The 22,523-nt window shown below is 72.7% G+C and carries 24 protein-coding genes; 11 read left to right on the top strand and 13 right to left on the bottom strand.

Annotated elements, in window-relative coordinates:
* Nucleotides 1-48: 48 nt before the first annotated feature.
* Entirely contained in the window at nucleotides 49-1,689 is a 1,641-nt protein-coding gene (gene pgm, locus ACZ7D7_RS22350) for a phosphoglucomutase (alpha-D-glucose-1,6-bisphosphate-dependent) (protein ID WP_470826412.1), read from the bottom strand.
* Between the two features lie 189 nt (nucleotides 1,690-1,878).
* On the opposite strand from pgm, the gene ACZ7D7_RS22345 reads away from it, so the two are divergent.
* The 3 genes from ACZ7D7_RS22345 (at nucleotide 1,879) to ACZ7D7_RS22335 (ending at nucleotide 4,764) form a co-directional block, all read left to right on the top strand.
* Nucleotides 1,879-2,397, top strand: a complete 519-nt coding sequence (locus tag ACZ7D7_RS22345) for a GNAT family N-acetyltransferase (protein WP_470826410.1) — start codon at nucleotides 1,879-1,881, stop codon at nucleotides 2,395-2,397.
* Nucleotides 2,398-2,678: 281 nt separating this feature from the next.
* Entirely contained in the window at nucleotides 2,679-3,689 is a 1,011-nt protein-coding gene (locus ACZ7D7_RS22340; protein WP_470826408.1) for an NADP-dependent oxidoreductase, read from the top strand.
* A 22-nt stretch (nucleotides 3,690-3,711) separates the two neighbouring features.
* Nucleotides 3,712-4,764: an alcohol dehydrogenase catalytic domain-containing protein gene (locus ACZ7D7_RS22335; protein WP_470826407.1), complete on the top strand. Its 1,053-nt coding sequence runs from the start codon at nucleotides 3,712-3,714 to the stop codon at nucleotides 4,762-4,764.
* A gap of 40 nt (nucleotides 4,765-4,804) precedes the next feature.
* Here the strand turns inward: ACZ7D7_RS22335 and ACZ7D7_RS22330 are convergent, their stop codons facing one another.
* Nucleotides 4,805-5,449 (bottom strand): dihydrofolate reductase family protein, encoded by a 645-nt coding sequence (locus tag ACZ7D7_RS22330; RefSeq protein WP_470826405.1) that lies wholly within the window; start codon nucleotides 5,447-5,449, stop codon nucleotides 4,805-4,807.
* 51 nt (nucleotides 5,450-5,500) lie between these two features.
* Nucleotides 5,501-6,268, bottom strand: coding sequence for a MerR family transcriptional regulator (locus tag ACZ7D7_RS22325; protein ID WP_470826403.1), 768 nt, complete (start codon nucleotides 6,266-6,268; stop codon nucleotides 5,501-5,503).
* Between the two features lie 72 nt (nucleotides 6,269-6,340).
* On the opposite strand from ACZ7D7_RS22325, the gene ACZ7D7_RS22320 reads away from it, so the two are divergent.
* Nucleotides 6,341-6,808, top strand: a complete 468-nt coding sequence (locus ACZ7D7_RS22320; protein WP_470826651.1) for a DUF6194 family protein — start codon at nucleotides 6,341-6,343, stop codon at nucleotides 6,806-6,808.
* An 8-nt stretch (nucleotides 6,809-6,816) separates the two neighbouring features.
* On the opposite strand, the gene ACZ7D7_RS22315 is transcribed toward ACZ7D7_RS22320, so the two are convergent.
* Nucleotides 6,817-7,548: a TioE family transcriptional regulator gene (locus ACZ7D7_RS22315; protein ID WP_470826402.1), complete on the bottom strand. Its 732-nt coding sequence runs from the start codon at nucleotides 7,546-7,548 to the stop codon at nucleotides 6,817-6,819.
* Nucleotides 7,549-7,606: 58 nt separating this feature from the next.
* Between ACZ7D7_RS22315 and ACZ7D7_RS22310 the strand changes: the two genes are divergently transcribed.
* Nucleotides 7,607-8,824 carry an erythromycin esterase family protein gene (locus ACZ7D7_RS22310; RefSeq protein ID WP_470826400.1) on the top strand — a complete coding sequence of 406 codons (1,218 nt, stop codon included), beginning with the start codon at nucleotides 7,607-7,609 and terminating at the stop codon, nucleotides 8,822-8,824.
* 22 nt (nucleotides 8,825-8,846) lie between these two features.
* Here ACZ7D7_RS22310 and ACZ7D7_RS22305 read toward each other — a convergent pair whose 3' ends face one another.
* Nucleotides 8,847-9,224: a VOC family protein gene (locus ACZ7D7_RS22305; protein ID WP_470826399.1), complete on the bottom strand. Its 378-nt coding sequence runs from the start codon at nucleotides 9,222-9,224 to the stop codon at nucleotides 8,847-8,849.
* 472 nt (nucleotides 9,225-9,696) lie between these two features.
* Here ACZ7D7_RS22305 and ACZ7D7_RS22300 point away from each other — a divergent pair, with 472 nt between their 5' ends.
* Nucleotides 9,697-10,296, top strand: a complete 600-nt coding sequence (locus ACZ7D7_RS22300; protein WP_470826398.1) for a hypothetical protein — start codon at nucleotides 9,697-9,699, stop codon at nucleotides 10,294-10,296.
* Between the two features lie 177 nt (nucleotides 10,297-10,473).
* On the opposite strand, the gene ACZ7D7_RS22295 is transcribed toward ACZ7D7_RS22300, so the two are convergent.
* The 6 genes from ACZ7D7_RS22295 to ACZ7D7_RS22270 all read right to left on the bottom strand — a co-directional run bounded on the left by ACZ7D7_RS22295 (nucleotide 10,474) and on the right by ACZ7D7_RS22270 (nucleotide 16,300).
* Nucleotides 10,474-11,274: a M23 family metallopeptidase gene (locus ACZ7D7_RS22295; RefSeq protein ID WP_470826396.1), complete on the bottom strand. Its 801-nt coding sequence runs from the start codon at nucleotides 11,272-11,274 to the stop codon at nucleotides 10,474-10,476.
* A 141-nt stretch (nucleotides 11,275-11,415) separates the two neighbouring features.
* A complete protein-coding gene (locus ACZ7D7_RS22290) occupies nucleotides 11,416-12,195 on the bottom strand; it encodes a phosphotransferase (RefSeq protein WP_470826650.1) in 780 nt (259 codons plus the stop codon).
* 160 nt (nucleotides 12,196-12,355) lie between these two features.
* Nucleotides 12,356-13,141 carry a hypothetical protein gene (locus ACZ7D7_RS22285; RefSeq protein WP_470826395.1) on the bottom strand — a complete coding sequence of 262 codons (786 nt, stop codon included), beginning with the start codon at nucleotides 13,139-13,141 and terminating at the stop codon, nucleotides 12,356-12,358.
* Nucleotides 13,128-14,738 (bottom strand): vWA domain-containing protein, encoded by a 1,611-nt coding sequence (locus ACZ7D7_RS22280; protein WP_470826394.1) that lies wholly within the window; start codon nucleotides 14,736-14,738, stop codon nucleotides 13,128-13,130. The genes ACZ7D7_RS22285 and ACZ7D7_RS22280 overlap by 14 nt, the downstream gene beginning before the upstream one ends.
* Complete coding sequence (locus ACZ7D7_RS22275) at nucleotides 14,735-16,009, bottom strand: hypothetical protein (RefSeq protein ID WP_470826392.1); 1,275 nt, start codon at nucleotides 16,007-16,009, stop codon at nucleotides 14,735-14,737. Before ACZ7D7_RS22275 ends, ACZ7D7_RS22280 begins: the two co-directional genes overlap by 4 nt.
* A gap of 144 nt (nucleotides 16,010-16,153) precedes the next feature.
* The gene (locus ACZ7D7_RS22270; RefSeq protein ID WP_470826390.1) at nucleotides 16,154-16,300 is read right to left on the bottom strand and encodes a hypothetical protein; all 147 of its coding nucleotides are present in this window, start codon (nucleotides 16,298-16,300) and stop codon (nucleotides 16,154-16,156) included.
* 165 nt (nucleotides 16,301-16,465) lie between these two features.
* On the opposite strand from ACZ7D7_RS22270, the gene ACZ7D7_RS22265 reads away from it, so the two are divergent.
* The 3 genes from ACZ7D7_RS22265 to ACZ7D7_RS22255 are packed head-to-tail and all read left to right on the top strand — an operon-like array spanning nucleotide 16,466 to nucleotide 17,859.
* On the top strand, nucleotides 16,466-16,759 hold the full coding sequence (locus ACZ7D7_RS22265) for an ArsR/SmtB family transcription factor (protein WP_470826388.1): 294 nt from the start codon (nucleotides 16,466-16,468) through the stop codon (nucleotides 16,757-16,759).
* Nucleotides 16,756-17,142 carry a VOC family protein gene (locus ACZ7D7_RS22260; RefSeq protein WP_470826386.1) on the top strand — a complete coding sequence of 129 codons (387 nt, stop codon included), beginning with the start codon at nucleotides 16,756-16,758 and terminating at the stop codon, nucleotides 17,140-17,142. The genes ACZ7D7_RS22265 and ACZ7D7_RS22260 overlap by 4 nt, the downstream gene beginning before the upstream one ends.
* A 51-nt stretch (nucleotides 17,143-17,193) precedes the next feature.
* Complete coding sequence (locus ACZ7D7_RS22255; RefSeq protein WP_470826384.1) at nucleotides 17,194-17,859, top strand: class I SAM-dependent methyltransferase; 666 nt, start codon at nucleotides 17,194-17,196, stop codon at nucleotides 17,857-17,859.
* A gap of 3 nt (nucleotides 17,860-17,862) precedes the next feature.
* Here the strand turns inward: ACZ7D7_RS22255 and ACZ7D7_RS22250 are convergent, their stop codons facing one another.
* On the bottom strand, nucleotides 17,863-18,600 hold the full coding sequence (locus ACZ7D7_RS22250; RefSeq protein ID WP_470826382.1) for an NIPSNAP family protein: 738 nt from the start codon (nucleotides 18,598-18,600) through the stop codon (nucleotides 17,863-17,865).
* Between the two features lie 112 nt (nucleotides 18,601-18,712).
* Between ACZ7D7_RS22250 and ACZ7D7_RS22245 the strand changes: the two genes are divergently transcribed.
* Together ACZ7D7_RS22245 and ACZ7D7_RS22240 are read left to right on the top strand one after the other, a co-directional pair.
* Nucleotides 18,713-19,693: a helix-turn-helix transcriptional regulator gene (locus ACZ7D7_RS22245; RefSeq protein WP_470826380.1), complete on the top strand. Its 981-nt coding sequence runs from the start codon at nucleotides 18,713-18,715 to the stop codon at nucleotides 19,691-19,693.
* A gap of 175 nt (nucleotides 19,694-19,868) precedes the next feature.
* On the top strand, nucleotides 19,869-21,128 hold the full coding sequence (locus ACZ7D7_RS22240; RefSeq protein ID WP_470826378.1) for a serine/threonine-protein kinase: 1,260 nt from the start codon (nucleotides 19,869-19,871) through the stop codon (nucleotides 21,126-21,128).
* Nucleotides 21,129-21,184: 56 nt separating this feature from the next.
* Here the strand turns inward: ACZ7D7_RS22240 and ACZ7D7_RS22235 are convergent, their stop codons facing one another.
* A complete protein-coding gene (locus ACZ7D7_RS22235; RefSeq protein WP_470826376.1) occupies nucleotides 21,185-22,522 on the bottom strand; it encodes a 6-phospho-beta-glucosidase in 1,338 nt (445 codons plus the stop codon).
* Nucleotide 22,523: the final 1 nt, after the last annotated feature.

Raw genomic sequence — 22,523 nt, 5'->3', positions numbered from 1 at the left:
CGTCGTGCGGGCCCAGCCGCTCGCGCGCCGGCTCAGGCCGTCGCCGGCTCAGCCGCCCAGCGCCCCCAGGACCACGCTCCTCGCCTCCTCCTGGACCTGCCGGAGGTGGTCCGCGCCGCGGAACGACTCCGCGTAGATCTTGTAGACGTCCTCGGTGCCCGACGGGCGCGCCGCGAACCAGGCGTTCTCGGTGGCCACCTTGAGGCCGCCGATGGGCGCGCCGTTGCCCGGCGCCTCGGTCAGCACGGCGGTGACCGGCTCCCCGGCCAGGGTGTCCGCGGTGACCTGCGCCGGGGACAGCTTGGCGAGGCGCGCCTTCTCCTCACGCGTCGCGGGGGCGTCGATGCGGGCGTACGCGGGAGACCCGAAGCGGTCGGTGAGCGCGGCGTAGTGCTCGGAGGGGGTCTTGCCGGTGACGGCCGTGATCTCGGAGGCGAGCAGGGCCAGGACGATGCCGTCCTTGTCGGTGGTCCACACCGATCCGTCCCGGCGCAGGAAGGACGCCCCGGCCGACTCCTCGCCGCCGAAGCCGAGCGAGCCGTCGACCAGACCGTCCACGAACCACTTGAATCCGACGGGCACTTCGACCAGCCGACGGCCGAGGTCGGCGGCCACGCGGTCGATCATGCCGGAGGAGACCAGCGTCTTGCCGACGCCCGCGTCCGCGGGCCATTCGGTGCGGTGGGCGTAGAGGTAGGAGATGGCCGCGGCCAGGTAGTGGTTGGGGTTCATCAGCCCGGCGTCCGGGGTGACGATGCCGTGCCGGTCGGCGTCCGCGTCGTTGCCGGTGGCGATCCGGAAGCGGTCGCGCTGCTCGATGAGCGAGGCCATCGCGTACGGCGACGAGCAGTCCATGCGGATCTTGCCGTCCCAGTCCAGCGTCATGAACCGCCAGGTGGGGTCGGCGAGCGGATTGACCACGGTCAGGTCGAGGCGGTGCTGCTCGGCGATGCGGCCCCAGTAGGCGACGGAGGCGCCGCCGAGCGGGTCGGCGCCGATGCGCACGCCGGCCTCCCGGACCGCGTCGAGGTCCAGCACGGCGGGCAGGTCGGAGACGTACGCGTCGAGGAAGTCGTAGCGGCCGGTGCCGGGGGCGGCGAGCGCCCTGGCGTACGGGACGCGCCGTACGTCCTTCAGGCCGCCGGTGATGATCTCGTTGGCGCGGTCCTGGATCCACGAGGTCGCGTCCGAGCCCGCGGGGCCGCCACTGGGCGGGTTGTACTTGAAGCCGCCGTCGCCGGGCGGGTTGTGCGAGGGGGTGACGACGACGCCGTCCGCGAGGCCCGAGGTGCGGCCCCGGTTGTGGGTGAGGACGGCGTGCGAGACCGCGGGGGTCGGGGTGTAGCCGTCCGCGGTGTCGACGAGGGTCGTCACGTCGTTGGCCGCGAACACCTCCAGCGCGGTGATCCTCGCCGGCTCGGACAGGGCGTGGGTGTCGGCGCCGAGGAACAGGGGCCCGTCGGTGCCCTGCGCCCGGCGGTACTCGCAGATGGCCTGGCTGGTGGCGGCGATGTGGTCCTCGTTGAACGAGACCGCCAGGGACGATCCGCGATGGCCCGACGTGCCGAACGCCACCCGCTGGCCGGGCTCCGCCGGGTCGGGGTGCAGCGCGTAGTACGCCGTCACCAGGCGGGCGACGTCGATCAGGTCCTCGGGCTCGGCCGGACGTCCCGCTCGCTCGTGCTGCATGCGCCTACTCCTCACATCGGATCCGCTCGCTCGCCCTCTCATCTTCCCCTGTCGGTTCTTCCCTCGTCGGGCGGGGCGGGCCCGCACCCGGTCCCCCGCCCGCGCAGGGGGCGAACGGGCCCGGCGCGCTCGCCGCGGCGCGGCGTGGCAGGTCGCGGTGGCGCCCGGACCGGTGCCAGGGTGTGCCGAATGAGTCCCAACACCTCTACGCGGTCGCCGTCTCGGTGGCCCGCCGCGCTGAAGACGCCCCGGCTGCTGCTCCGTCCGGTGACGGCGGCGGACGTGCCGGCGATCGAGCGCCTGTGGCGGGACGAACGGGTGCGCCGCTACCTCGGCGGGCCGGTGAGCGAGGACAGGATCGCGATTCGGCGCCGGCGGCTGCCGGGCACGCCGGGGGCGTTCGCGGTCGAGCGTCGGACGACGTCCGCGGTCGTCGGGCTGGTCACCGTGGAGCCGTCCTCCCCCAGGGGCGGGACGGAGGTCTCGTACACGCTCCTGCCGGACGCGTGGGGGCGCGGGCTGGGGCGGGAGGCCGTCGCCGAGGTGGTCCGCTGGGCCCGGAACCTGCCGGGCGCGCAGTCGCTGGTGGCCGTCACGCAGAGCGCGAACGCCTCGTCCCGCAGCCTGCTGGAGGCCGTCGGCATGCGGCCGGGCGACGAAGTGGTCGAGTACGGGGAACGGCGGACGATCTACCGGCTGCCGGTCTGACTCGGGCGCCGCCACGGGGGGGGCGGTCGACGTCGTGCAGGGGTCTCCTGCGTGGGCGGGGCGGTAGGGGCGGGGCGGTCGGGGCGGCGCAGGGAGCTCTTGCCGTGGGCGGCGCGATCGGGCCCGCTGGGAGCTCTTGCCGTGGGCGGCGCGGCAGCGTACCCTCACCGGCACGTACCGACTGGACGGTATGCGTGGGGGTCGGGGCGTGGTGGTGAGTGGTCTGGCGCCTGCCGCCACCGCGCCCCGTCGCCCGCGACCGCCGAAGGAGCCGCCCGAGTATGAGCATCGTCAACCGCCAGGTCCGCCTGGCCGCACGCCCCGTGGGGCTGCCGAAGGCCGGCGACTGGGAGCACACCCGGGAGGAGCTCGGGCAGCCGGGCGACGGGGAGTTCCTGGTCCGCGTGCACCACCTGTCGATCGACCCCGCGATGCGCGGCTGGATGAACGCGGGCCGGTCCTACATACGTCCCGTCGAGATCGGAGAGGTCATGCGGGCCGGTGCCGTCGGGCGGGTGATCGCCTCCCGGCACCCCGACTTCGCCGTGGGCGACCACGTGTCGGGCACGTTCGGAGTGCAGGAGTACTGCCTCTCGGACGGGCGGGGCGTCGTCAAGGTCGACCCGGACGCGGCTCCTGTGCCGACGTACCTCGGCACGCTCGGCATGTCGGGCATGACGGCGTACTTCGGCCTGATCGACATCGGGCGTCCCGAGCCGGGCCAGACCGTCGTGGTGTCCGGGGCCGCCGGCGCGGTCGGCAGCGTCGTCGGGCAGATCGCCCGGATCCTCGGCTGCCGGGTCGTCGGCATCGCGGGCGGCGCGGACAAGTGCCGTCTGCTGGTGGAGGAGTTCGGGTTCGACGCCGCGATCGACTACCGCGGCGAGGACGTCGGCAAGGCGCTGCGGGAGCATGCCCCGGACGGCGTCGACGTGTACTTCGACAATGTCGGCGGCGACATCCTGGACACCGTGCTGACACGGTTGGCGCGGGGTGCGCGCGTCGTCGTGTGCGGTGCGATCTCCCAGTACAACAGCGCGAAGCCGCAGGGCCCGGCCAACTACCTGTCGTTGCTCGTGAACCGGGCGTCCATGACCGGCATGGTGGTCTTCGACTACGCCGACCGGTACGCCGAGGGCACGGCGCAGCTCGCCGCCTGGCTGGCGGAGGGGCGGCTGACGTCGCTGGAGGACGTGGTCGACGGGACCGTGACGGACTTCCCCGACACGCTGTTGCGGCTGTTCCGCGGCGAGAACACCGGGAAGCTCGTGCTCCGGATCGCGGACGTGTGAGAGCCGGGGGCGAGGGGATCCGATGAAGGCTCTGACGTACCACGGCCGCCACGACATCCGTTTCGGCGAGGTGCCCGATCCGGTCGTCGCCGGCCCGTCCGACGCGGTGGTGCGGGTCACGGCCGCCGGAATCTGCGGCAGCGACCTGCACCTGTACCGCGGCAATCCGTTCGGCCCCGGTGTGGGCTACACGCCGGGACACGAGTGCGTCGGCGTCGTCGTCGAGACCGGGGACGGGGTCACCCGCTTCCGGCCCGGAGACCGGGTGCTGGTGCCGGCGTCGGCCGGCTGCGACCGCTGCCGGTCCTGCGCGGCCGGATTCACCGCCAGGTGCGAGAACGCCAGGAGCAGCACGGACCTCTGCTATGGCGTGAGCCCTCAACTGCAGGGCAGCCAGGCCGAGTTCCTCGCGGTGCCCTTCGCCGACGTCAATCTGGTGGGCGTGCCCGACAGCATCTCCGACGAGGCCGCGGTCGTCCTGACGGACAACGCGCCGACCGCCTGGTACGGCTGTCGCCGTGCCCGGATCCGGCCCGGCGAGACCGTGCTGGTCGTCGGGCTCGGGCCTGTGGGGCTGATGGCCGCGCAGTCCGCGTTCGCGATGGGCGCCGCCCGGGTCCTGGGCGTGGACCTGGTCGCCGAGCGCCGCGCCTTCGCCGCCACCCTGGGGGTCGAACCGGTCGAGGGCGAGGACGCCCGGGCCGCCGTGCGCGAGCTGACCGCGGGCCGGGGGCCGGACGCCGTGGTGGAGGCCGTGGGTTCGGACGCCACCATCGAGCTCGCGCTCAAGGCGGTGCGGCAGGCGGGCCGGGTGAGCGTCGTCGGGGTCAGCCAGAGCAAGGCGTTCCCGTTCCACATGGGCCTGGCCCAGGTCAAGGAGCTGGAGTTCGCCATCGGCCTCTGCTCGGTCCACTACGAGCTGCCCGCCCTCATCGCCCTCGCCCGGGCGGGCCGCATCACGCCGGAGGCCGTGGTCTCGCACCGCTTGGCCCTCTCGGAGGGCCCGGCGGCGTACGAACTGTTCGACGGCCGGGGCGACGGGGTCCGCAAGATCCTCCTGGACCCCGCCCGCTGAGCGGGCCCCGGCCTGCCCGTGAACGGTGGCGACACGGGGGTCACTTCCGCCAGAACAGGTGGTGGGTCACGCCGCTGGAGCTGGGCACGACGTCGAGGTGGAAGCGGTCGAGGAGTTCCTCCGGGGACTCCCACAGCCGCAGGCCGGAGCCGAGCTTCACCGGTGAGGCCGCCACGTGCATCGTGTCGACGAGGTCCGCGTCGAGGAACTGCCGGATGGTGGTGACCCCGCCGCCGAGCCGGACGTCCTTGCCCTGAGCGGCCTCCCGCGCCTGGGCGAGGACCGTGGCGGGGTCGCCGTCGACGAAGTGGAACGTGGTGTCGGAGAGGCTGAACGACGGGCGCTTGTGGTGGGTCATGACGAACACCGGCGTGTGGAACGGCGGTTCGTCGCCCCACCAGCCCTGCCACTCGTGGTCCTGCCACGGCCCGCGCTGCGGCCCGAACTTGTTGCGCCCCATGATCTCGGCGCCGATGTTGCGCGCGTAGTCGCGGGTGAGGTAGTCGTCCAGGCCCCGGGTCCCTCCGGGCTCGGTCCGCATCGGCCAGCTCGCCGTGGCGCCGCACCAGGCGAACAGCCTCCCCGGGTCGACGTGCCCGAAGGGCCGCTCGAGGCTCTGGTCCTCGCCGGCACCGATCCCGTCACTGGAGACGTTGAAGTTCTGGACCCTCAGTAGCTGAGCCATGGTTCTCCCTGTTGTCGACTGCGGTGGTGAGACTCTGCCGGACGCGGAAACTCATCGGCCCGTCGCCGCGCCCGTGCCCGGCCGTGCGGTCGCCCCGCCGGCCTCGACGACCGCCGCCAGGTCTGCGCCCGCCCGCAGCAGCGCCACCGTCCGTGCGGCGATGTCGTCGAGACGCTGCCGCAGGATGCGTTCGGTGTCACCAAGGCCGTCGAACGATTGCAGCGACGCCATGAGGCCGCGGATCGCGGGGATGCCGTAGCCGGCCCCGCGCAGGGCGGCGACGATTCTGGCCGCTCCGACGGCGGCGGGCCCGTATCGGCGTGCCCGCAGTGACGTCACTCGCTCCGGGACGACGAGGCCCTCCTGCTCCCAGAACCGCAGGGTCGAGGAGCGCACACCGAGCGCGCCGGAGAGCTCGGTGATCGTCATCGCGTCGTGCTCGTGCTCGTGCTCCGCGTCCGGCGCGTCCTTCTCGGCCCGGATCGCGTGCAGCGCCTCCTGCGCGCGGAGCGCCTCGTCCCGTTCCCGCGCGAGCCGAACGTGCACGTCGTTGATCGCCGAGGCGGCGTCCGCGAGCGTGCCCGTACGCAGCTGCGCCAGCAGGTGCCGGGCCGCGACCGGCCCCACGGCGCCCGCGAGTCCCCGGTAGGCGCGGAGGGCCTGCGAGTGGACCGGCGTGTAGACGCGGTAGCCGTTGCTCGATCGCGCAGCCGGGGGAATGACGCCGAGCCGTTCCAGGTCGCGGACCTGTTGCACCGAGTACCCCGTCTCCCGGGCCACGTCGATGGTGCGCGGCGACGCCCGTCGCGGCTCGTTCACCGGATCCTCCAGGGGACCGATCCTGCGTGCAACCCCACACAAGCACTTGAAGATGATGCTTGAAGCATGAGTATGGAACAGATCATCGCGACCGTGCGGGGCTTCGACGGCGCACTGGTGCTCGTCCCCGGCCCGGGAGGGGACTTCCCGCAGATCGCGTGGGGAGACGCGTTCTTCTACTACGCGCCGGACGGACTGGTCCCGAGGAACGTCCAGCCCTACGGGACGATCGTCACCAAGGACTACCCGGAGGACACCGCCTCCGACCTCGACCCGCCGGGCCGGTGGCGTGTGAACGTCCGCGTCGATCGTGCGGCGTTCCCGGCGCTCACCGGGGAGGAGCCGCGCGGCCCCGGCCGCCGTCGGGACCACGCGGCCGCCGACGTGGTGCTGCCGCACCCGGTGTACGGCGCGCTCGGCTGGATCTGTGTCGTCAATCCCGGAGCGAGGACACAGGACACCGTCATGCGGCTGCTGCGCGAGGCCCACGAGGCCGCTCGTCGCCGGTTCGAGCGTCGGCAGGGACCGGGATCTCGTTGACCGCGGGCTCAGCCGCGGGCGCGCAGGTACGTTTCCAGTTCCGCCGCCCCCGCGAGCATCGCGCGTGAGCGGGAGGTCAGGCGGGCGTGCCAGTCGTTCAGGGCGGACTCCAGGGGTTGGAGTCCGCCGGCCGCGCGGACCTGGGTGATCAGGGGGGCGATCTGCTCCAGCGGGTATCCGCCGCGCCTGAGTTGATGGGTCAGGCGGGCGTCCCGCACGGCGGCCTCGTCGTAGACGCGGTAACCGGTCCGCGGGTCGCGGTGGGGGGTGATCAGCCCCGCGTGCTCCCATTTGCGCAGAGTGGCGGGGCGGATGCCGAGCCTTCGCGCGAGGGGGCCGATGAAGGTGGCGCCGGTGGCGGAGGTCGGCGCGGGATCCGACGCCGCCGGACCGTCCAGGTCGCGCAGGGCGTTCTCCACGGCCTGGAGGGTCCGGCGGTCGTCGAGGAGTTGGGCGTGGCTCTCGTCGATGAGCCGGAACGCCTCCTCGGCCACCCCCTCGTTCACCGCCCGCATGATCGCCGTCGCCGTCCGGTGGCCGTGGCCGGGCACCAGGGCGAGGAAGGCGCGCAGGGCCTGCGCGTGCAGGGGCGTGTAGGTGCGGTAGCCGTGGGGTGTGCGCGCGGCGGCGGGAAGGATGCCGGCTTCCTCGTAGTTCCGGACGGCCTGCGTGGACAGACCGTGGGCGCGTGCCAGGTCGACCGGCCTGAGCCGTTCCCCGGTTTGAAGGTTTTTCCCCATGAGGGCGACGCTATCGCGGAAAAGCCTCAACCGAAGGTTCAACGATAGCGTTGAAGGCATGGCTTCCGACCTCAAGGACTTCCTCCATTCCGTCGACGCCGCCGCCGTCATGCGGCTGCTCCCCGCTCGGCCCCCGCTGCTGTTCGCCCTGGGCGAGCCCACCCACGGCGAGGACACGCTGCTCGAACTGCGCAACGACCTCTTCCAGCAGCTCGTCGAGCAGCAGGGGTACCGGACGATCGCGATCGAGAGCGACTGCCTGATGGGCCTGGTCGTGGACGACTACGTCACCTCCGGCACCGGCACCCTGGACCACGCCATGGAGCACGGCTTCAGCCACCCCGACCTCGGACTCGGCCGGTCCGCCGCCAACCGGGACCTCGTGCGCTGGATGCGCGTCCGCAACGACAGCCGGCCCGCGTCCGAGCGGATCCGCTTCGCCGGTTTCGACGGCCCGTTGGAGATCACCGGCGCCGCGAGCCCCCGGCAGGCCCTCACCGCGCTCCACGACTACCTCTCCGCCCACGGGGACCCCGGCCTGCTCCCCTGCACCGGCGAAACCCTGGACCGCCTGATCGGCGCCGACGACCGGTGGACCACGACGGCCGCGATGAGGGACCCCGCCCAGTCGGTCGGAAGGTCGGCCGAGGCGCGGGAACTGCGGCTGCTCGCCGACGACTTGGTGGCCGTCCTGCACGAACAGACGCCGCACCTGCTCGCGGCGACCTCGCGCGACGACGTCGACCGGGCGCGGCTGTACGGGCGTACCGCCACCGGACTGCTCCGCTACCACCACTGGATGGCCGACACCTCACCGGCCCGCATGGCCCGGCTGGTGGGGGTGCGTGACCGGATGATGGCGGACAACCTCCTCGCCCTCGCCGAACGCGGCCCGGTGCTCGTCCACGCCCACAACGCCCATCTCCAGCGGAACAAGAGCACGATCCGGATGGGCGGGGCGCCGGTGGAGTGGTGGGGCGCCGGGGCCCTCGTGAACGCGCGTCTGGGCGAGGAGTACGCCTTCCTGGCAACGGCCCTCGGCACCATCCGGCACCGCGGCGTGGACACCCCGGCACCGGACACGCTCGAAGGACTCCTGCACGCCCTCCCCGGGGACCGTCATCTCCTCGACGCCCCCGGTCTGGCCGCCGCTTTCGGCGACGCGCCGCCCGCGGCTCGCGTCTCCGAGTGGTACGGCTACGCCCCGCTCGACCCGGCCCACCTGGCCGACTGCGACGGGGTCGTGTTCGTGGGGGACCTGCCCCAGCACCCGTAGACCCCGCGGAGCCGGCGCGCCGTCAGTGGCGGACGAGGCAGAACGGATGTCCGGCCGGATCGGCGTAGACACGCCAACTCCCGCCGCCGGAACTGTCGTCGAGCAGTGAGGCGCCCTCGGCGAGGACCCGCTCCTGGGCCCGGTCCAGGTCCGTCACGGCGAAGTCCAGGTGGAACTGCTGCGGCCGGGCCGGGTCGGGCCACCTCGGCGGCCGGTAGTCCGCCACCCGCTGGAACGCCAGCACGAGTCCGGACGCCGAGTGCAGCGTCGCCCAACCCTCCCCGACGGCCCACCGCCCGTCGGGCTGATTGACGGCCCCGCCGAGCAACGACCGGTAGAACTCGGCGAGTGCCATCGGGTCGGGACAGTCCAGAACCACACACTGCAGGTCAGCGATCACCCCGCGATCCTAGGGCGCCCCGGGACCCCTCTCGTAAACCGGCCCTTTCCAGCCACCCGAGCGACGAGCACGGCGGGCCCGCCCGCGCGCCGATGGGAACTCGTGAACGAACCCGGTCCGCGGGACTCGCCGTTCGCGGCTCGAATCCACACCCCTGGGCGCATTCCTCCACGCGATCCACCGAGAACATTCGTGGATCGCTCTCGAATACTCCACAACGCCTGCCTTCCCACGCCTTTTCAGGTCCACCTCCTCCCGGAATGGAGCACGCTTGTTACCACCGGTAACTTGGCTTGTTCTTCGCGAAGCGGAGTATTGCGATCCGCACTTCCTGACCCTAAATTCCAGGAAGTGCTCGATCGGTCGGCCACAAACTGGCCGGCGTTTCCGTTGAGTGTGCCGCGTCCGCGATCGCCGCCCGATCGGGCTGTTTTCCGCGAGTGCGGCACCCCCGCAGAAGGGAACCGGAACCATGCACCGCATCACCCGCACGGTCATCACCGCCGCCGCCATCAGCGGCGCCGCCCTCGCTCTCACCGTCGCCCCCAGCTCGGCCTCCCAGGCCACCTGGACCGTGACCCCGGGCGGCAACATCACCGCCCACGCCGACAACCCGGGCGTGGTGACGGACTCCGGCACCTACTACTGCACGTCGGCCGACGGCACCGGCTCCGTCAAGAGCGGCTCGGGGCTGTCCGGCACCGGCATCGGGCAGATCAACTCGCTGAGCTTCGCCGGCTGCCGGGCGCTCGGGATGAACATCTCCATCACCACCTCGGGCCTGCCGTACGCGATCAACGTCACCGGGGTCGACCCCGCCAACCCGGACCGGGTCCTGGGCGAGGTCGTCGGCGTCAAGGCGCGCGTCTCCGGCTTCGCCTGCACGGCCGACTTCACGGGCACGGTCCGCGGCTACTTCGACAACACCAACGGCACTTTGGTGGCGGACGGCACCAGCCGAGACCTGGTCGCCTCCAACGCCAGCTGTCTCGGCCAGATCAACAACGGCGACACGGCGGCCATCAAGGCCGTGATCAAGCTGAACCCGGCGCAGAAGATCACGCTGGACTGACCGAGGGCCGCGCGGAATTCACCGCGCGGCCCCTTTTCGCGTCGATCGGGCGGAGTTCGCGAGGCGCGAATTCTCCGACCCGAGGCGCCCGAATCCGGATTCCCGGAAATGGTCCCTCAATTCGTCAGGGTCCGGTCGGACCCTGACGACGGATTCCGATTCCGGCGCCCCGCGTGCTCAGCAGTTGGGAATCACCCGGCCGCTGTTGTCGCGCGCCTCGTCATTGCCCCAGCGGGACAAGTAGTAGGCGGAGACGTACTGATTGGCGGGCCCGACGTCGAGGTCGGTCTTCAGCCACCAGTGGTTGAAGTTCCCGGCGCTGTCACGGATCTCACGGCCCCACACCTTGCAGAACACGTAGTTGGTGCCGGCGTAGAGGGTGCCGGTCTGCGTGGTGCTGGTCGGCGAGGCGTAGCCCGGGGCGTTGGCGAACGTGTCGACCCAGTACTTCGTCGTGCCTCCGCAGCCGTTGTCGCTGGTCAGGTACTTCTGGTGGTAGGAGCCGGGGTACGGGGACAGCGAAGCTCCGTTGATGCGGATCGTCTGGCCGACGCCGTTGTAGAGCTGCTCGTAGTGGATGTGGGCGCCGGAGCTGTTGCCGGTGGAGCCGGTGGTGCCGATCGACTGCCCCTGGGCCACGCCCTGTCCGTGGCTGATCGCGAACGAGGCGAGGTGGAAGTAGTAGGTCTTCCAGCCGCCGCCGTGGTCGATGACGACGTAATTGCCCGCGCCGCCCGCCTCGTAGTAGCGGTAGGCCGTTCCCGAGGCGGAGGCCAGGACGGGAGTGCCGGCCGTGCCGCCGCCGGAGCGGACGAAGTCCAGGGCGAGTCTGACCTCGGCCGAGTGATGGCTGTAGGTCCAGGTCTGGCCGCAGGGGTACGGCGCCTTGAAGTTGGGTGCCGCCTGCGCGGACGGGGCGGTGAGCAGGCCCATGAGGAGGGCGGCCAGGACCACCAGGACTATCCGCAGATGACGCATCAAGCCTCCAGAGAAGGGGAGTTGCCGAGGAGATCGGAGCGGCCGGCGGTCCACAAGTCCGATCGTGTTCATGACAGACAATACTGATCAGGAGGGCCGCCGAACAGATGGGGTACGGGCGGCCCGGCGCGGCCTTCGCGATCAGGCCAGCAGGGCGGCGGTGAACGTCTCGCGGTGGGCCGCCAGCCAGGCCTGCGTGCGGTCCCAGCGTTCCCAACCACCCTGCTCCGCCAGCGACTTGAGATACCCGGGGGCGCCGTCGGCGACGCGACGGGCCACGAACGCCCGGCACACCTCCGTCGCTTGTTCGACCACCGCGGGCAACTCCGCGCGCCGCCGCGGCGGAAGGCCGTAGCCGTCGGCGAGGATCCGCAGCCGCGCGGGGACGTCGAGCCCGGCGCGGTGGGTCTGCGCCGCGGAGGCGGGGTCGCGCAGGGGCACCCAGTAGCGGGCGGTCATGGCCAGGTCCCAGAGGGGGCGGCCCGGGGCCGCCAGGTCGAAGTCGATCAGTGCGGCGGCCCGCCCGTCGCGGAACACCACGTTCTCCGGGCACACGTCGTTGTGGCACAGCACCGTGCCGCCCTCCGGGTCGGCCAGGTCCCGCGGCCAGGCGACGCGGGAGTCGGGCGCGACCGCGGCGCCGGCGTCGTGCAGGCGCCGCAGCAGGGCACCCACCGACGCGAGGGCGGTGTCCGTCATCGCCCAGGCCGGGAACGGCGGCAGCGGCACGTCGCCGGGGACGAAGGTCAGCAGCTCGCGGCCGTCGGCGGCCAGGCGGACGGGCTCGGGCGCCGCGTCGAAGCCGTGCTCGCGCAGTGCCCGGAGATGGGCGTGCAGAGCGGGCGCGTGAGGCGGCGCCGGGCGCTCGACCAGCGCACCGCGGCGGAAGACCGACCCGGCGTTGACCAGGCCCCCGGCCAGGGCCTCGCGCTGCGCCGACTCCCGTACGGCCGCCTCACCGTCAGCCGACCCGCCTTCAGCAGCTTCACCCTCAGCAGTCACGTCGATCACGCTACCGTCGGTCCACCGGCCGCGCCCGGACCGTGCGCGCCGTGCGGGCGACGCGGGCACCGCGCGGTTCTCAGTGGAACACGGCGATCGGACGCTCCAGCAGCGTCTGGCGGGTCTGCGGGGCCCAACTCGTCACCTTGCCGAGGCAGATGGCCCGGAACTCCCCCTCGGGCAGGTCACCGCCCGGCGCCAGCACGCCCTCCCGGCGCAGCTTCACCCGCAGCTGCGCGGTTCGTTCGCCGTCCCCGTACGCCGCCCGCATCACCAGCGTCTCCCCGGACACGCTCTCGGCCCTGAAGCGGCCCCGGACCATCACGAAGTCGTGGATCTCGGTGAGCGTCACGACACCCTCCCCGCCCTCGTCGCCCCGGGCGAGCTGTTCGGTGAGGGCGGCGTTGGGGCTCACGGCCACACCGTCGGACGCCAACTGCACGTCCACGAGGGCGTCCTCGCGCCGGAACACCGACAGCAGCAGGCCGACCACCGATATGGGCTCGCTCTCCTTCACGTAGCTGACGAACACTTCCTTGGTGCTCTCGCGGTTGGCGCTGAGCCAGGACGCGAACGGCAGACTGGCCATGATGCCCGCGGTCAGGCTGCGCCGTTCCTCGACGGCCTTCGTCAGGGCCTCCGTGTGGTTGCCGAACTTGTAGTGGGCCATGACGGCCTCACTGTCGAGGTAGATCGGGCTGAGCGAGGGCAGGGGCACGCTCCGCTCGCGCCGGACCCGCCGCGCCCGTCGCACGAAGCGCGCGACGGCTCCTCCCAGGAGGGTCAGCAGGCCGGCCGCGGCGACCAGCCACAGCACCATCCAGCCCCACCACTCGCTCCACCACACGCTCTCAGTGACAGCCACGGATCTCCTTGAACGCACTGGAAAGGGACGACTTCCGGGCGTCGACGACGCGCCCGCCGGTCAGTGACGCGACACGGCGCAGCTCCGCCCCGTCGGCGTCCCCGAAGTACACGGGATAGGTGGGCACCGCGCGGGACGCGGCCGGGCGGGCACGGTGACGTTCGTCGAAGGCGGCCCTGGTGAGTCCGGCGTTGTTCTCGCCGTCCGTCATCAGGACGACGGACACCCGCCGGTCCGGTGCCCGGCCCAGTGCCCGCCGGGCGGTGGCGTATCCGTGGTCCAGCGCGGACCACACCGCCGTGGCGTCGTCGTAGCGGCCGCGGGAGATGAAGGCGTCCAGGTCCGCCAGGTCGCCCCGGTCGCGCACCGTGACCGTCCGCTCGTCGAGCACGCGGCCGCCGAAGCGCACCACGGTCAGCACCTCGCCCCGGTGGAACCGCGCGAACTTCCCGGAGGCGGTCGGGTCGGCTCCGCTGAGCCCCGCGAACGCGGCCCGCAGCGCCTGGGTCCGCGGTCCCCGCATCGACGTGGAGAAGTCCAGCAGGAAGATCACCTGGTCGGTGGTGGGGCGCCGCGGGTCGCCGTAGTTGTCGAGGAGACGGTCGAGCACGGCGGGGTCGTCGGGGAAGTACAGGGCGTTGCCCACGTCGCCGCGCAGCCGCTCGTCGCGGGTCACGTCGGTGTTGACGGGGCGCCGCAGGGTGCGCCGCATGAGGTCCTTCTGGTGGCCGGCGTCGGTCAGCCAGTCCACGACGCGGTCGTAGGCGGCGCGGCGGGCGGGGTCGAGAAGCAGCAGCGGGAAGTCGGACAGCACGGTCCCGTCGGCGGGCCGCACGATCTCCAGGGGCTGCCGCAGCCGTCCCGACTCGTTGAGCGCCAGCAGTTCGGACTCGTACGTGATCAGGGCGTTCGTACGGCCGGGGCGGTGCACGAACGCGTCGAGGAGGTCCACGGAGGTGTCCGCGGTGAGGGTCTGCCCCGAGCGGAAGCCGCGCAGCCGGTCGCAGCCCACGTCCTGCGGGCGCAGAGCGCTGCCGGTTCCGGCGGCGGCGGTCGCGACGCCGACGAGCGCCGCCAGGCCGCTGTCGGCGCGCCGCGGGTCGGCCATGCCGAAGCGGACGGTGCCGGCGGCGGCCGCGTCGGCGAGATCGGCCCACGACAGCCGCCTGCCGGGGTCCGGGCCCCGCAGCCGCCGGGCCACGTCCGGTGTCAGCCCGACGACGACCGGTGAGCGCATGATCGGCGTGCTCTGGAGGCCGACCGTGCGGGTGCCGCGCGGGTCCTCCTGCTTGAGCCGGAGGCGGAAGGGACGGTCCGAGGAGAGCCAGGCCAGGTCGTAGGAGTGGCGGCCGGAGACCAGGGCGTCGCCGGCCTCGTCGGTCGCCCGGTAGTCCATCTCCAGCCGTACGCCGGTGTCCCGCCTCAGGTCGTCCAACAAGGGTTCGACGGCGGCGAGTTCGCTGCTCGCCAGGACGCGCAGCGTGGTCTGCCGGCCGTCGTCCGAGCACGAGGTGAGGGTGGCGAGCGTCGCGAGCAGGACGAGGGACAGCGCCAGGGCCACCGCCGGTGAGGAGGCGCCGCCGCGCCGCGCGGTCACGGCGCCTCCTCGCCGGCGGCCGGCCCCGACGCGGCGGGGCATTCGCCGACCCGCTCGATCATCCGCTCCAGCAGGGCGAGCCGGGGCAGGACGGCCTTGGTGTCGCGTTTCGACAGCACCGGAGCCTGGATGCCGCGTTCCTTCAGGAGTCCGTCCAGGGAACCGGCGGACGGGCTGCCGACGTCCCGCACCCGGAAGCCCAGTTCGGTCGCCCTGCGCTGGAGTTCGGGGTCCTCGGAGATCAGCCGGCCCAGCCGCTCGCCCTCCGGAGTGAGCGCGATGAGCTGCGGCTCCGTGACGAATCGCACCGAGGGGTAGAGCAGGACGCGTTCGTCGTCCACCTTGCCGGTCTGCGCCTTCGCCGCCAACTGGTGGGCCACGTACTGGTGTTCGTAGATCACGACGATCGGCGCGATGCTCTTGCCCTCGGGCGACACGTACGTCTCGTTGCGCTCGGCGGACGGCATGCCCTGGTCGTTGAGGAGCAGTTTGACGCGGTCGGCGAAGCGGTCGGCCTCCTCGGGGCTCTGCGGCACGGTGGCGCCGTTGCGCACGTACGAGACGAGGCCCAGGTAGGTGCCGCCGGAGTTCGACTCGCAGATGTCGGAGGTCTGGGCGAGGACCTTGTTGTTGTTCTCGATCCCGTGGTCGGTGATGTCCAGGTCGTGCCAGCGGATGCCGTCCTGGGCCTTCTGCAGGAAGGGCTCCATCCTGAGCGAGTAGTACAGCGGTTCGGCCCCCTCGGGGGTGCCGGGCAGGGGCTCGGCCAGCTTCGCCGCGTGGAGGGTCTTGGCGTACTCCCGGTAGGTGGCGAGCACGATGGGGCTGACGAAGGGGCGGAAGGTGCTCGCCGGCCGCCCCTCCGCCGCCCGCTTCTTGGTGATCAGGTCGGCGGCGGGCTGACCGGAGGGGAACACGATGTCGTAGCCCTCGTACTTCTGCGTGGCGATGCCGCGCGAACCCATGCGGGTGACGTGCACGGCGAAGCCGTGCCCGGCGAGGAGCCTGCGGACCTCGGGATCCTGGAAGAAGTCCGATTTCGAGGCCATCTTCGCCTCGATCGTGACGATGCGCCGGAAGGGCAGGTCCGTGTGCCCGTTCGCCACGACGAGGGCCGAGCAGACGGTCGTGACCAGGGCGATCGCGAGCGGCAGGACCCGGCGCCACACCGGTCGGCGGGCGGGCACCGGTACCGGCGCCGGCCCGCGGACCCGGATGCGCGGCTCCCCGGTCTGCGGTGTTCTGTCGGTGTCAGTGCTGTCAGCGGTCACCCGAATCTCCCCCGTGAACGGGCGAAGAGTGTCGGACGACGTGACGACGCGCGGTCGAACCCTCAACCACGCCTGGGCGAAAGGAAGGTGAAAACCCGTCACATGACGGTGGACGGGCCCCGCCCCCGGCGGAGGGGCGGAGGGTCAGCGGCGGGAGCGCAGCCGGGCGAGGAGCCGCTGGGCCTGGGCGCGGCGGCGGGGGTCGGACGCGGCGCGGCGGGCCTGGTCCATGGTGCGCCGTCCTTGCGGGCTGCGCGCGAACTGCTTGATCCGTTCGATCAGACCGGGCATGGCTCTCCTCCTGGCGGGTGGTACCGGGTTCGGCGCCCGGTTCTCATGTGACCCCTCTACCCTGCCCTCGCAGGTCCATCCCGGTGCGCGGGGTGCATCCCCACCCGTTCGGAGCATCCGCCGACGACTTGATAGGCAAGTCGCCACTTGCCTATCGTGGTGGTCATGGCGGAGGATGTGTTCAAGGCGCTGGCCGACCCCACCCGTCGGCGCATCCTTGACGAGCTGGTGGAAAGGGACGGCCAGACCCTGTTCGAGATATGCACCCGACTGGTCACCAAGCACGGTCTGGGGCTGTCCCGGCAGGCGATCAGCCAGCATCTGGCCGTGCTGGAGGCCGCCGGGCTGGTCCGTTCGCGGCGCGAGGGCCGCTACAAGTTCCACGACCTCGACACCGAACCCCTCGAGCGCATCGCGACGCGATGGCTCGGGCCCAGGACACCGGAGAGCACCCCATGAAGATCCACCTGTCCAGCGTCTTCGTCGACGACCAGGAAAAGGCCCTGCGCTTCTACACCGACGTGCTGGGCTTCGTGAAGAAGAACGACGTCCCGGTGGCCGAGGACCGGTGGCTCACCGTGGTCTCGCCGGAGGATCCCGACGGGACGGAACTGCTCCTCGAACCCTCGGGCCACCCCGCCGTGCAGCCGTACAAGACGGCGCTGGTCCAGGACGGCATCCCGGCCACCTCGTTCGCCGTGGACGACGTGCACGCGGAGTTCGAGCGGCTGCGCGGGCTGGGGGTGCGGTTCACCCAGGAACCGCTGGAGATGGGCCCGGTCACGACCGCGGTCCTCGACGACACGTGCGGCAACCTGATCCAGATCGTCCACAGCAAGTAGGCACCGGGCCCCGGCGAGGGGCTGCGTGGCGCCTCGCCTGGAGTCGCCCGGGTGACCGAGCAGCCCTCCTACCTCGCCGCGATCAGGGAGTCGTACGACACCGTCGCCGCCTCCTACGCCGATTTCGTCAAGTCCCCTGCGGAGCTGGACCCGTTGTCCCGCGCGATGCTGACCGCGTTCGCCGAATCCGCGCGGGCGGGCGGTGCCGGACCGGTCGCGGATCTGGGGTGCGGGCCCGGCAAGGTCACCGCGTACCTCGCCGAGTCGGGGGTGCCGGTGTTCGGCGTCGACCTGTCTCCCTGGATGATCGAGCCGGCCCGACGGGCGTACCCCGCTCTGCGCTTCGCGGTGGGCTCGATGACGGCGCTGCCGATCGGGGACGGCCGACTCGGCGGCATCCTCGCGTACTACTCCGTCCACCACACGCCCCCGGAACAACTGCCGGTCGTGTTCGACGAGTTCCGTCGCGCGCCGGCGCCCGGCGGCCACGTGATGATGGCCGGTCACGTCGGGGACGACGAGCGTCTGCGACCGGCACGGGCGTACGGCGGCCATCCGGTGTCCTACGAGACCCACCTGCTGCCGCCGGCCCGGATCGCCGGGATGCTGGAGAGCGCGGGACTGGTCCTCACCGCGCAGCTGGTGCAGGAGCCGGACGAAGGAGCGAGGCGGCGGGGCGCCACGTTCCTCGCGACGAAGCCCGCGGGGCGCGCGTGACGGTCAGGTGACGAGGGAGCGGCCCGTCGGTGCCAGCCCGAGCGTCCTCGGGGGCGCCGTCTGTTCCCCTTCGAGGCCGCGCAGGACCTCCCGGGCCTCGGGACGGGTCCGCAGCGCGGCGAGGTGCTCGCGGTGCGCGCTCGCGTCGGGGTGGGAGGCGAGGACCACGACCACGTTCTCGTCCGTGCGGACCGGCAGCCGGGTGAAGGTGTTGGGCGCCGTCTCGGTGGTCAGGACGGCGAGCGGCGCGGGCCCCGTCTCACGGAGCACGGGCAGGAGGCCGTCCCGGACCAGTCCGACGCCTTCCGCTCGGCCGGGCGGGAAGGACCACACGGTCGCGGACACGAAGCGGTCCGGTGCCGGGCTGCCGGGCCGGGGCCGGTCGGCCGGGCACACGGTGAGGGCATTGTCGGCGGACAGGGGCCGCAGCAGCAGGACGTCGTCGGAGTCGGCCATGGTGGCGTTGGCCCGGGGCCCGTGCGCGGCCCAGACCGGTCCGCCGTAGAACTCCGTCAGGGCGCGGTGCCGTACCGCCATGTCCGGGAATCCGCGCAGCCAGACGAAGCGGTCCGGGGCGTCGAGGTCACGGAACTGGCCGAGGACCACCATCCCGGTCTCCTCCTGCGTCTCGACGAGTTCCCGGTCGAACAGATCGATGAGCTCGTCCCGCCGGCCCGGGCGCAGGGTGTACTGACGGAGCTCGATCACGGCCGGAGTGACGGCGGGGGCGGTGGGTGGCACGAGGGGACTCCTGGTTCGGACGGGCCGGCTCGTTCGGGCGGAGCCGGGCGCTCACCGACGCTAGGGGAACGGTGTGCCAGGGGCTGTCAGGGTTTCCGGGCAGAATGCGGCCATGTCCGCCGAACGGCTCCTGTCGCTGCTGCTGTTGCTGCAAGCCCGTGGCCGCATGCCCGCGCGGGCGGTCGCGGACGAGCTGGGCGTGTCGGTGCGGACCGCCTACCGCGACCTGGCCCGGCTGCAGTCCGCCGGGGTCCCGGTCTACGCGGAGCCGGGCCCCGGCGGCGGCCATCAGCTGCTCGACGGGTATCGCACCCGCCTCACCGGAATGAGCGAGGACGAGGCACGGGCGCTGTTCTTCGCGGGGCTGCCCGGCCCCGCCGCCGATCTCGGCCTCGCGGCGGAGGTGACGGCGGCCCGGCTGAAGCTCCTTGCCGCGCTGCCGCCGGGACCGCGCGAGGCGGCGGCGCGGACCGCGGCCGTGTTCCACCTGGACGCCCCCGGCTGGTACCGGGAGCCCGAGCCGGCACCCCGTCTCGCGCTGCTCGTGGACGCGGTGCTCACCCGCCGCGCCGTGGACGTGCGGTACCGCCGCTGGCGCGCACCGCACGAGGTGCGGCGCCGCATCCACCCCTACGGCCTGGTCCTGAAGTCGGGCGACTGGTACCTCGTGGCCGCCTCGGAGAGCCGGATCTCGACCTACCGGGTGACCCGGATCCTCGACGCCGAGCCGGGCGACGAACGGTTCGACCGGCCGCGGGACTTCGACCTGGCGGCCCACTGGTCCGCCTACCTCGACGACTTCCGGTCGCGCCGCTTCACCGGCACGGCCACCGTCCGCCTGTCGCCGCGTGGACTGCGGCGCCTGCCCGACAACCTGCCCCCGGAGGTGGTGCGCGCGGTCGCCGCCACCGCGACCGCCGTCGGGGACGACGGATGGATCGAGGCCGTCGTCCCCACCGAGAGCACCGACCACGCCTGCGGGGAACTGCTGCGCCTCGGCGTCGACGTCGAGGTCGTCGCACCGGCCGAACTGCGCCGGGCCATGGCCGCCACCGTCCGTGCGCTCGACCGGACTTACGCGGAACGGGAGTGACACTTCCGGCGGCGAACGCGCTGTAGGAGTGGGGTCCGAGCAGGCCGTCCACACCCCGGTCCGGGGCCCGGTAATCTGTGTGCGCCGCACACCAAATCACGAATCGTCGCTGGATTTCGGGAACGTGCGGTGCTGTGGTTTCGCTGGTGTCGCAACGAGTGGGGTGGGCGGGCAAGTGCTCTTGGCGGATCGCTACCAACTGGACGAACTGCTGGGACGCGGTTCGATGGGCGAGGTGTGGCGGGCCACCGACCAACTCCTCGGACGCCGGGTCGCCGTCAAGCTCCTGCGCACCGAGGAGGCCACCGACACCGAGCGGTTCCGGCTGGAGGCGCTGACGGCGGCGCGCCTCAACCACCCGCACGTGGTGAGCGTGTACGACTTCGGCTCCGACCGCGACCAGCTGTTCCTGGTGATGGAGTGCATCGACGGCTGGAGCCTCGCCCAGGAACGGTCGATGCGCGGCGTGCTGCCGCCGCAGGAAGCGGCCACGCTGGCCGCGCAGGTCGCCACGGGCCTGTCGGCGGCGCACCGGCACGGCGTCATCCACCGGGACATCAAACCGGCGAACATCATGCTCACCGCCGACCGCACAGCGAAGATCGCCGACTTCGGGATCGCCCGGTTCACCGACGAGGCCGAGCGCACCCTCACCGCCACCGGCAAGATCGTCGGCACCGCCGACTACCTCGCGCCCGAACGCGCCCTCGGCCGGCCCGCCCACCCGGCCGCCGACGTCTACTCGCTGGGCTGCGTGCTGTACCAACTCCTCACCGGGCGGGCGCCGTTCCAGGGCGCGACGTCCCTGGCCGTGGTGCAGCAGCACGTCGACGCCGTGCCGATGCCCCCGGCCCGGCTGCGTCCCGGCATACCCGAGGCCCTGTCGGACTACGTGCTGCGCCTGCTGGCCAAGGACCCGGCGCAGCGGCCCTCCGCCGACGAGGTCGCGGACCGGCTCAACGCCGGACACTGGACGGTGTCCCCGGCGGAGCCGGCCGGAGCCGTCCCGCCGCCCCCGGCCGCCACCGCCGCCTTACCGCTCGGCCACGCGGACACCCTTCCCCCGGCCCCTTCCCGCTCCTCGTCCCACTCCTCGTTCCCCTCCCGCCCGCGCGGGCGCGGCGTGGCGGCGTCCAAGGCGATGCTGGGCACTGCCGCGGTGCTCCTGTTCGCCGGGGCCGCCGCGGTCGGCGCGTCGCTCAACTCCGGTGACGACTCCCCCGCACCGCCGGCTTCGCCCACCCCGACGACCGTCATGTCCGTCCCGGCCACCGGCCTGCCCGGCACCACCACGCCGACGACGTCGGCCACCCCGTCGCCGTCGCCGTCGTCGTACGACGAGGAGCACGGGGACGGCGAGAAGCGCGAGGGCAAGCACGGCAAGGACGAGGGCGAGGAGCGGGACAAGGACGAGGACAGGGACGAGGACGACTGAACCTCAACGCCTGAACCTCGACACCGGCCGCGCCCCGGCGGCGGACGGCGAGCGACCTACGTGAGGTAGGCGAGCGAGGGGTGGACGGCCGTGTAGCCGTCCACCAACCGCCGTGCCACCCGCACGGAGTCGACCAGCGGGTGCAGTGCGAAGGCCTTGACGGCCGCCGCCCGGGAGCCGGACCCGGCGGCCGAAAGGACCTCGCGCTCCACGGCCTTCACCGCGCAGACCAGGCCGGTCGCGTGGGCGGGCAGCGGATCCACGGTGACGGGGTGCGCGCCGTTCGCGTCGACCAGGCACGGCACCTCGATGACGGCCTCGGAGTCGAGGACGGACAGGGTGCCGCGGTTGCGGACGTTGAGGATCAGGGTGGCGCGCTCGTCGCGGGCGACGGCCCGCATCAGGGCGAGGGCGACCTTCTCGTATCCGCCGGACAGGTCGTCCTCGTCGCGGTCGCCCGCGCCGGCCGTCTCCCGGTTCTCCGCCATGTACGTGGCCTCGCGCTCGGCGCGGGTCTCGTCCCAGGTCCGCAGCGCGGGCGCGGCCGGGTCGGCCATCCGCGCGTAGAAACGGGCCTGCTGGTCGTGCAGGAAGGCGCCGCGGGTCCGCTCGGCCTGCTGGTGGGCCCGCACGGTCTCGCGGTTGAAGTAGTAGTAGTGCAGGTACTCGTTGGGGATCGCGCCGAGCGACTGGAGCCAGTCGGCGCCGAACAGCTTCCCCTCCTCGAACGAGCCGAGCAGACGCCGGTCGGCGAGCAGGCGCGGCAGTTCGTCGCGGCCGTCGACGTGCAGGCCGCGCACCCAGCCGAGGTGGTTCAGGCCGACGTAGTCGATCCACGCCTCCTTCGGGTCGGCGCCGAGCACCCGGGCGATGCGGCGGCCGAGGCCGACCGGCGAGTCGCAGATGCCGATGACGCGGTCGCCGAGGTGGCGGGACATGGCCTCCGTGACCAGGCCCGCCGGGTTGGTGAAGTTGATGACCCAGGCGTCCGGCGCGAGCCGGGCCACCCGGCGGGCGATGTCCACGGCGACCGGGACCGTCCGCAGGCCGTAGGCGATGCCGCCGGCGCCGACCGTCTCCTGGCCGAGGACGCCCTCGGCGAGTGCCACCCGTTCGTCGTGCGCCCTGCCCTCCAGGCCGCCGACGCGGATCGCGGAGAACACGAAGTCGGCGCCGCGCAGCGCCTCGTCGAGGTCGGTGGTGGCGGTCACCTCGGGCGCGTCAAGGATGCCGGCGGCCTGCTCGGCGAGCACCCGGGTCACCGCGGAGAGCCGCGCCGCGTCCAGGTCGTGCAGCACGACGTGCGTGACCCGGCCCTCGCCCCGGTCGCCGAGGAGTGCCCCGTACACGAGGGGCACCCGGAATCCGCCGCCGCCCAGAATCGTCAGCCTCATG

This window comes from Streptomyces sp. NPDC037054, from assembly GCF_055606745.1.
Note: the sequence above shows the minus strand (reverse complement) of the source record. Positions and strands in the feature narration are given on the sequence as shown.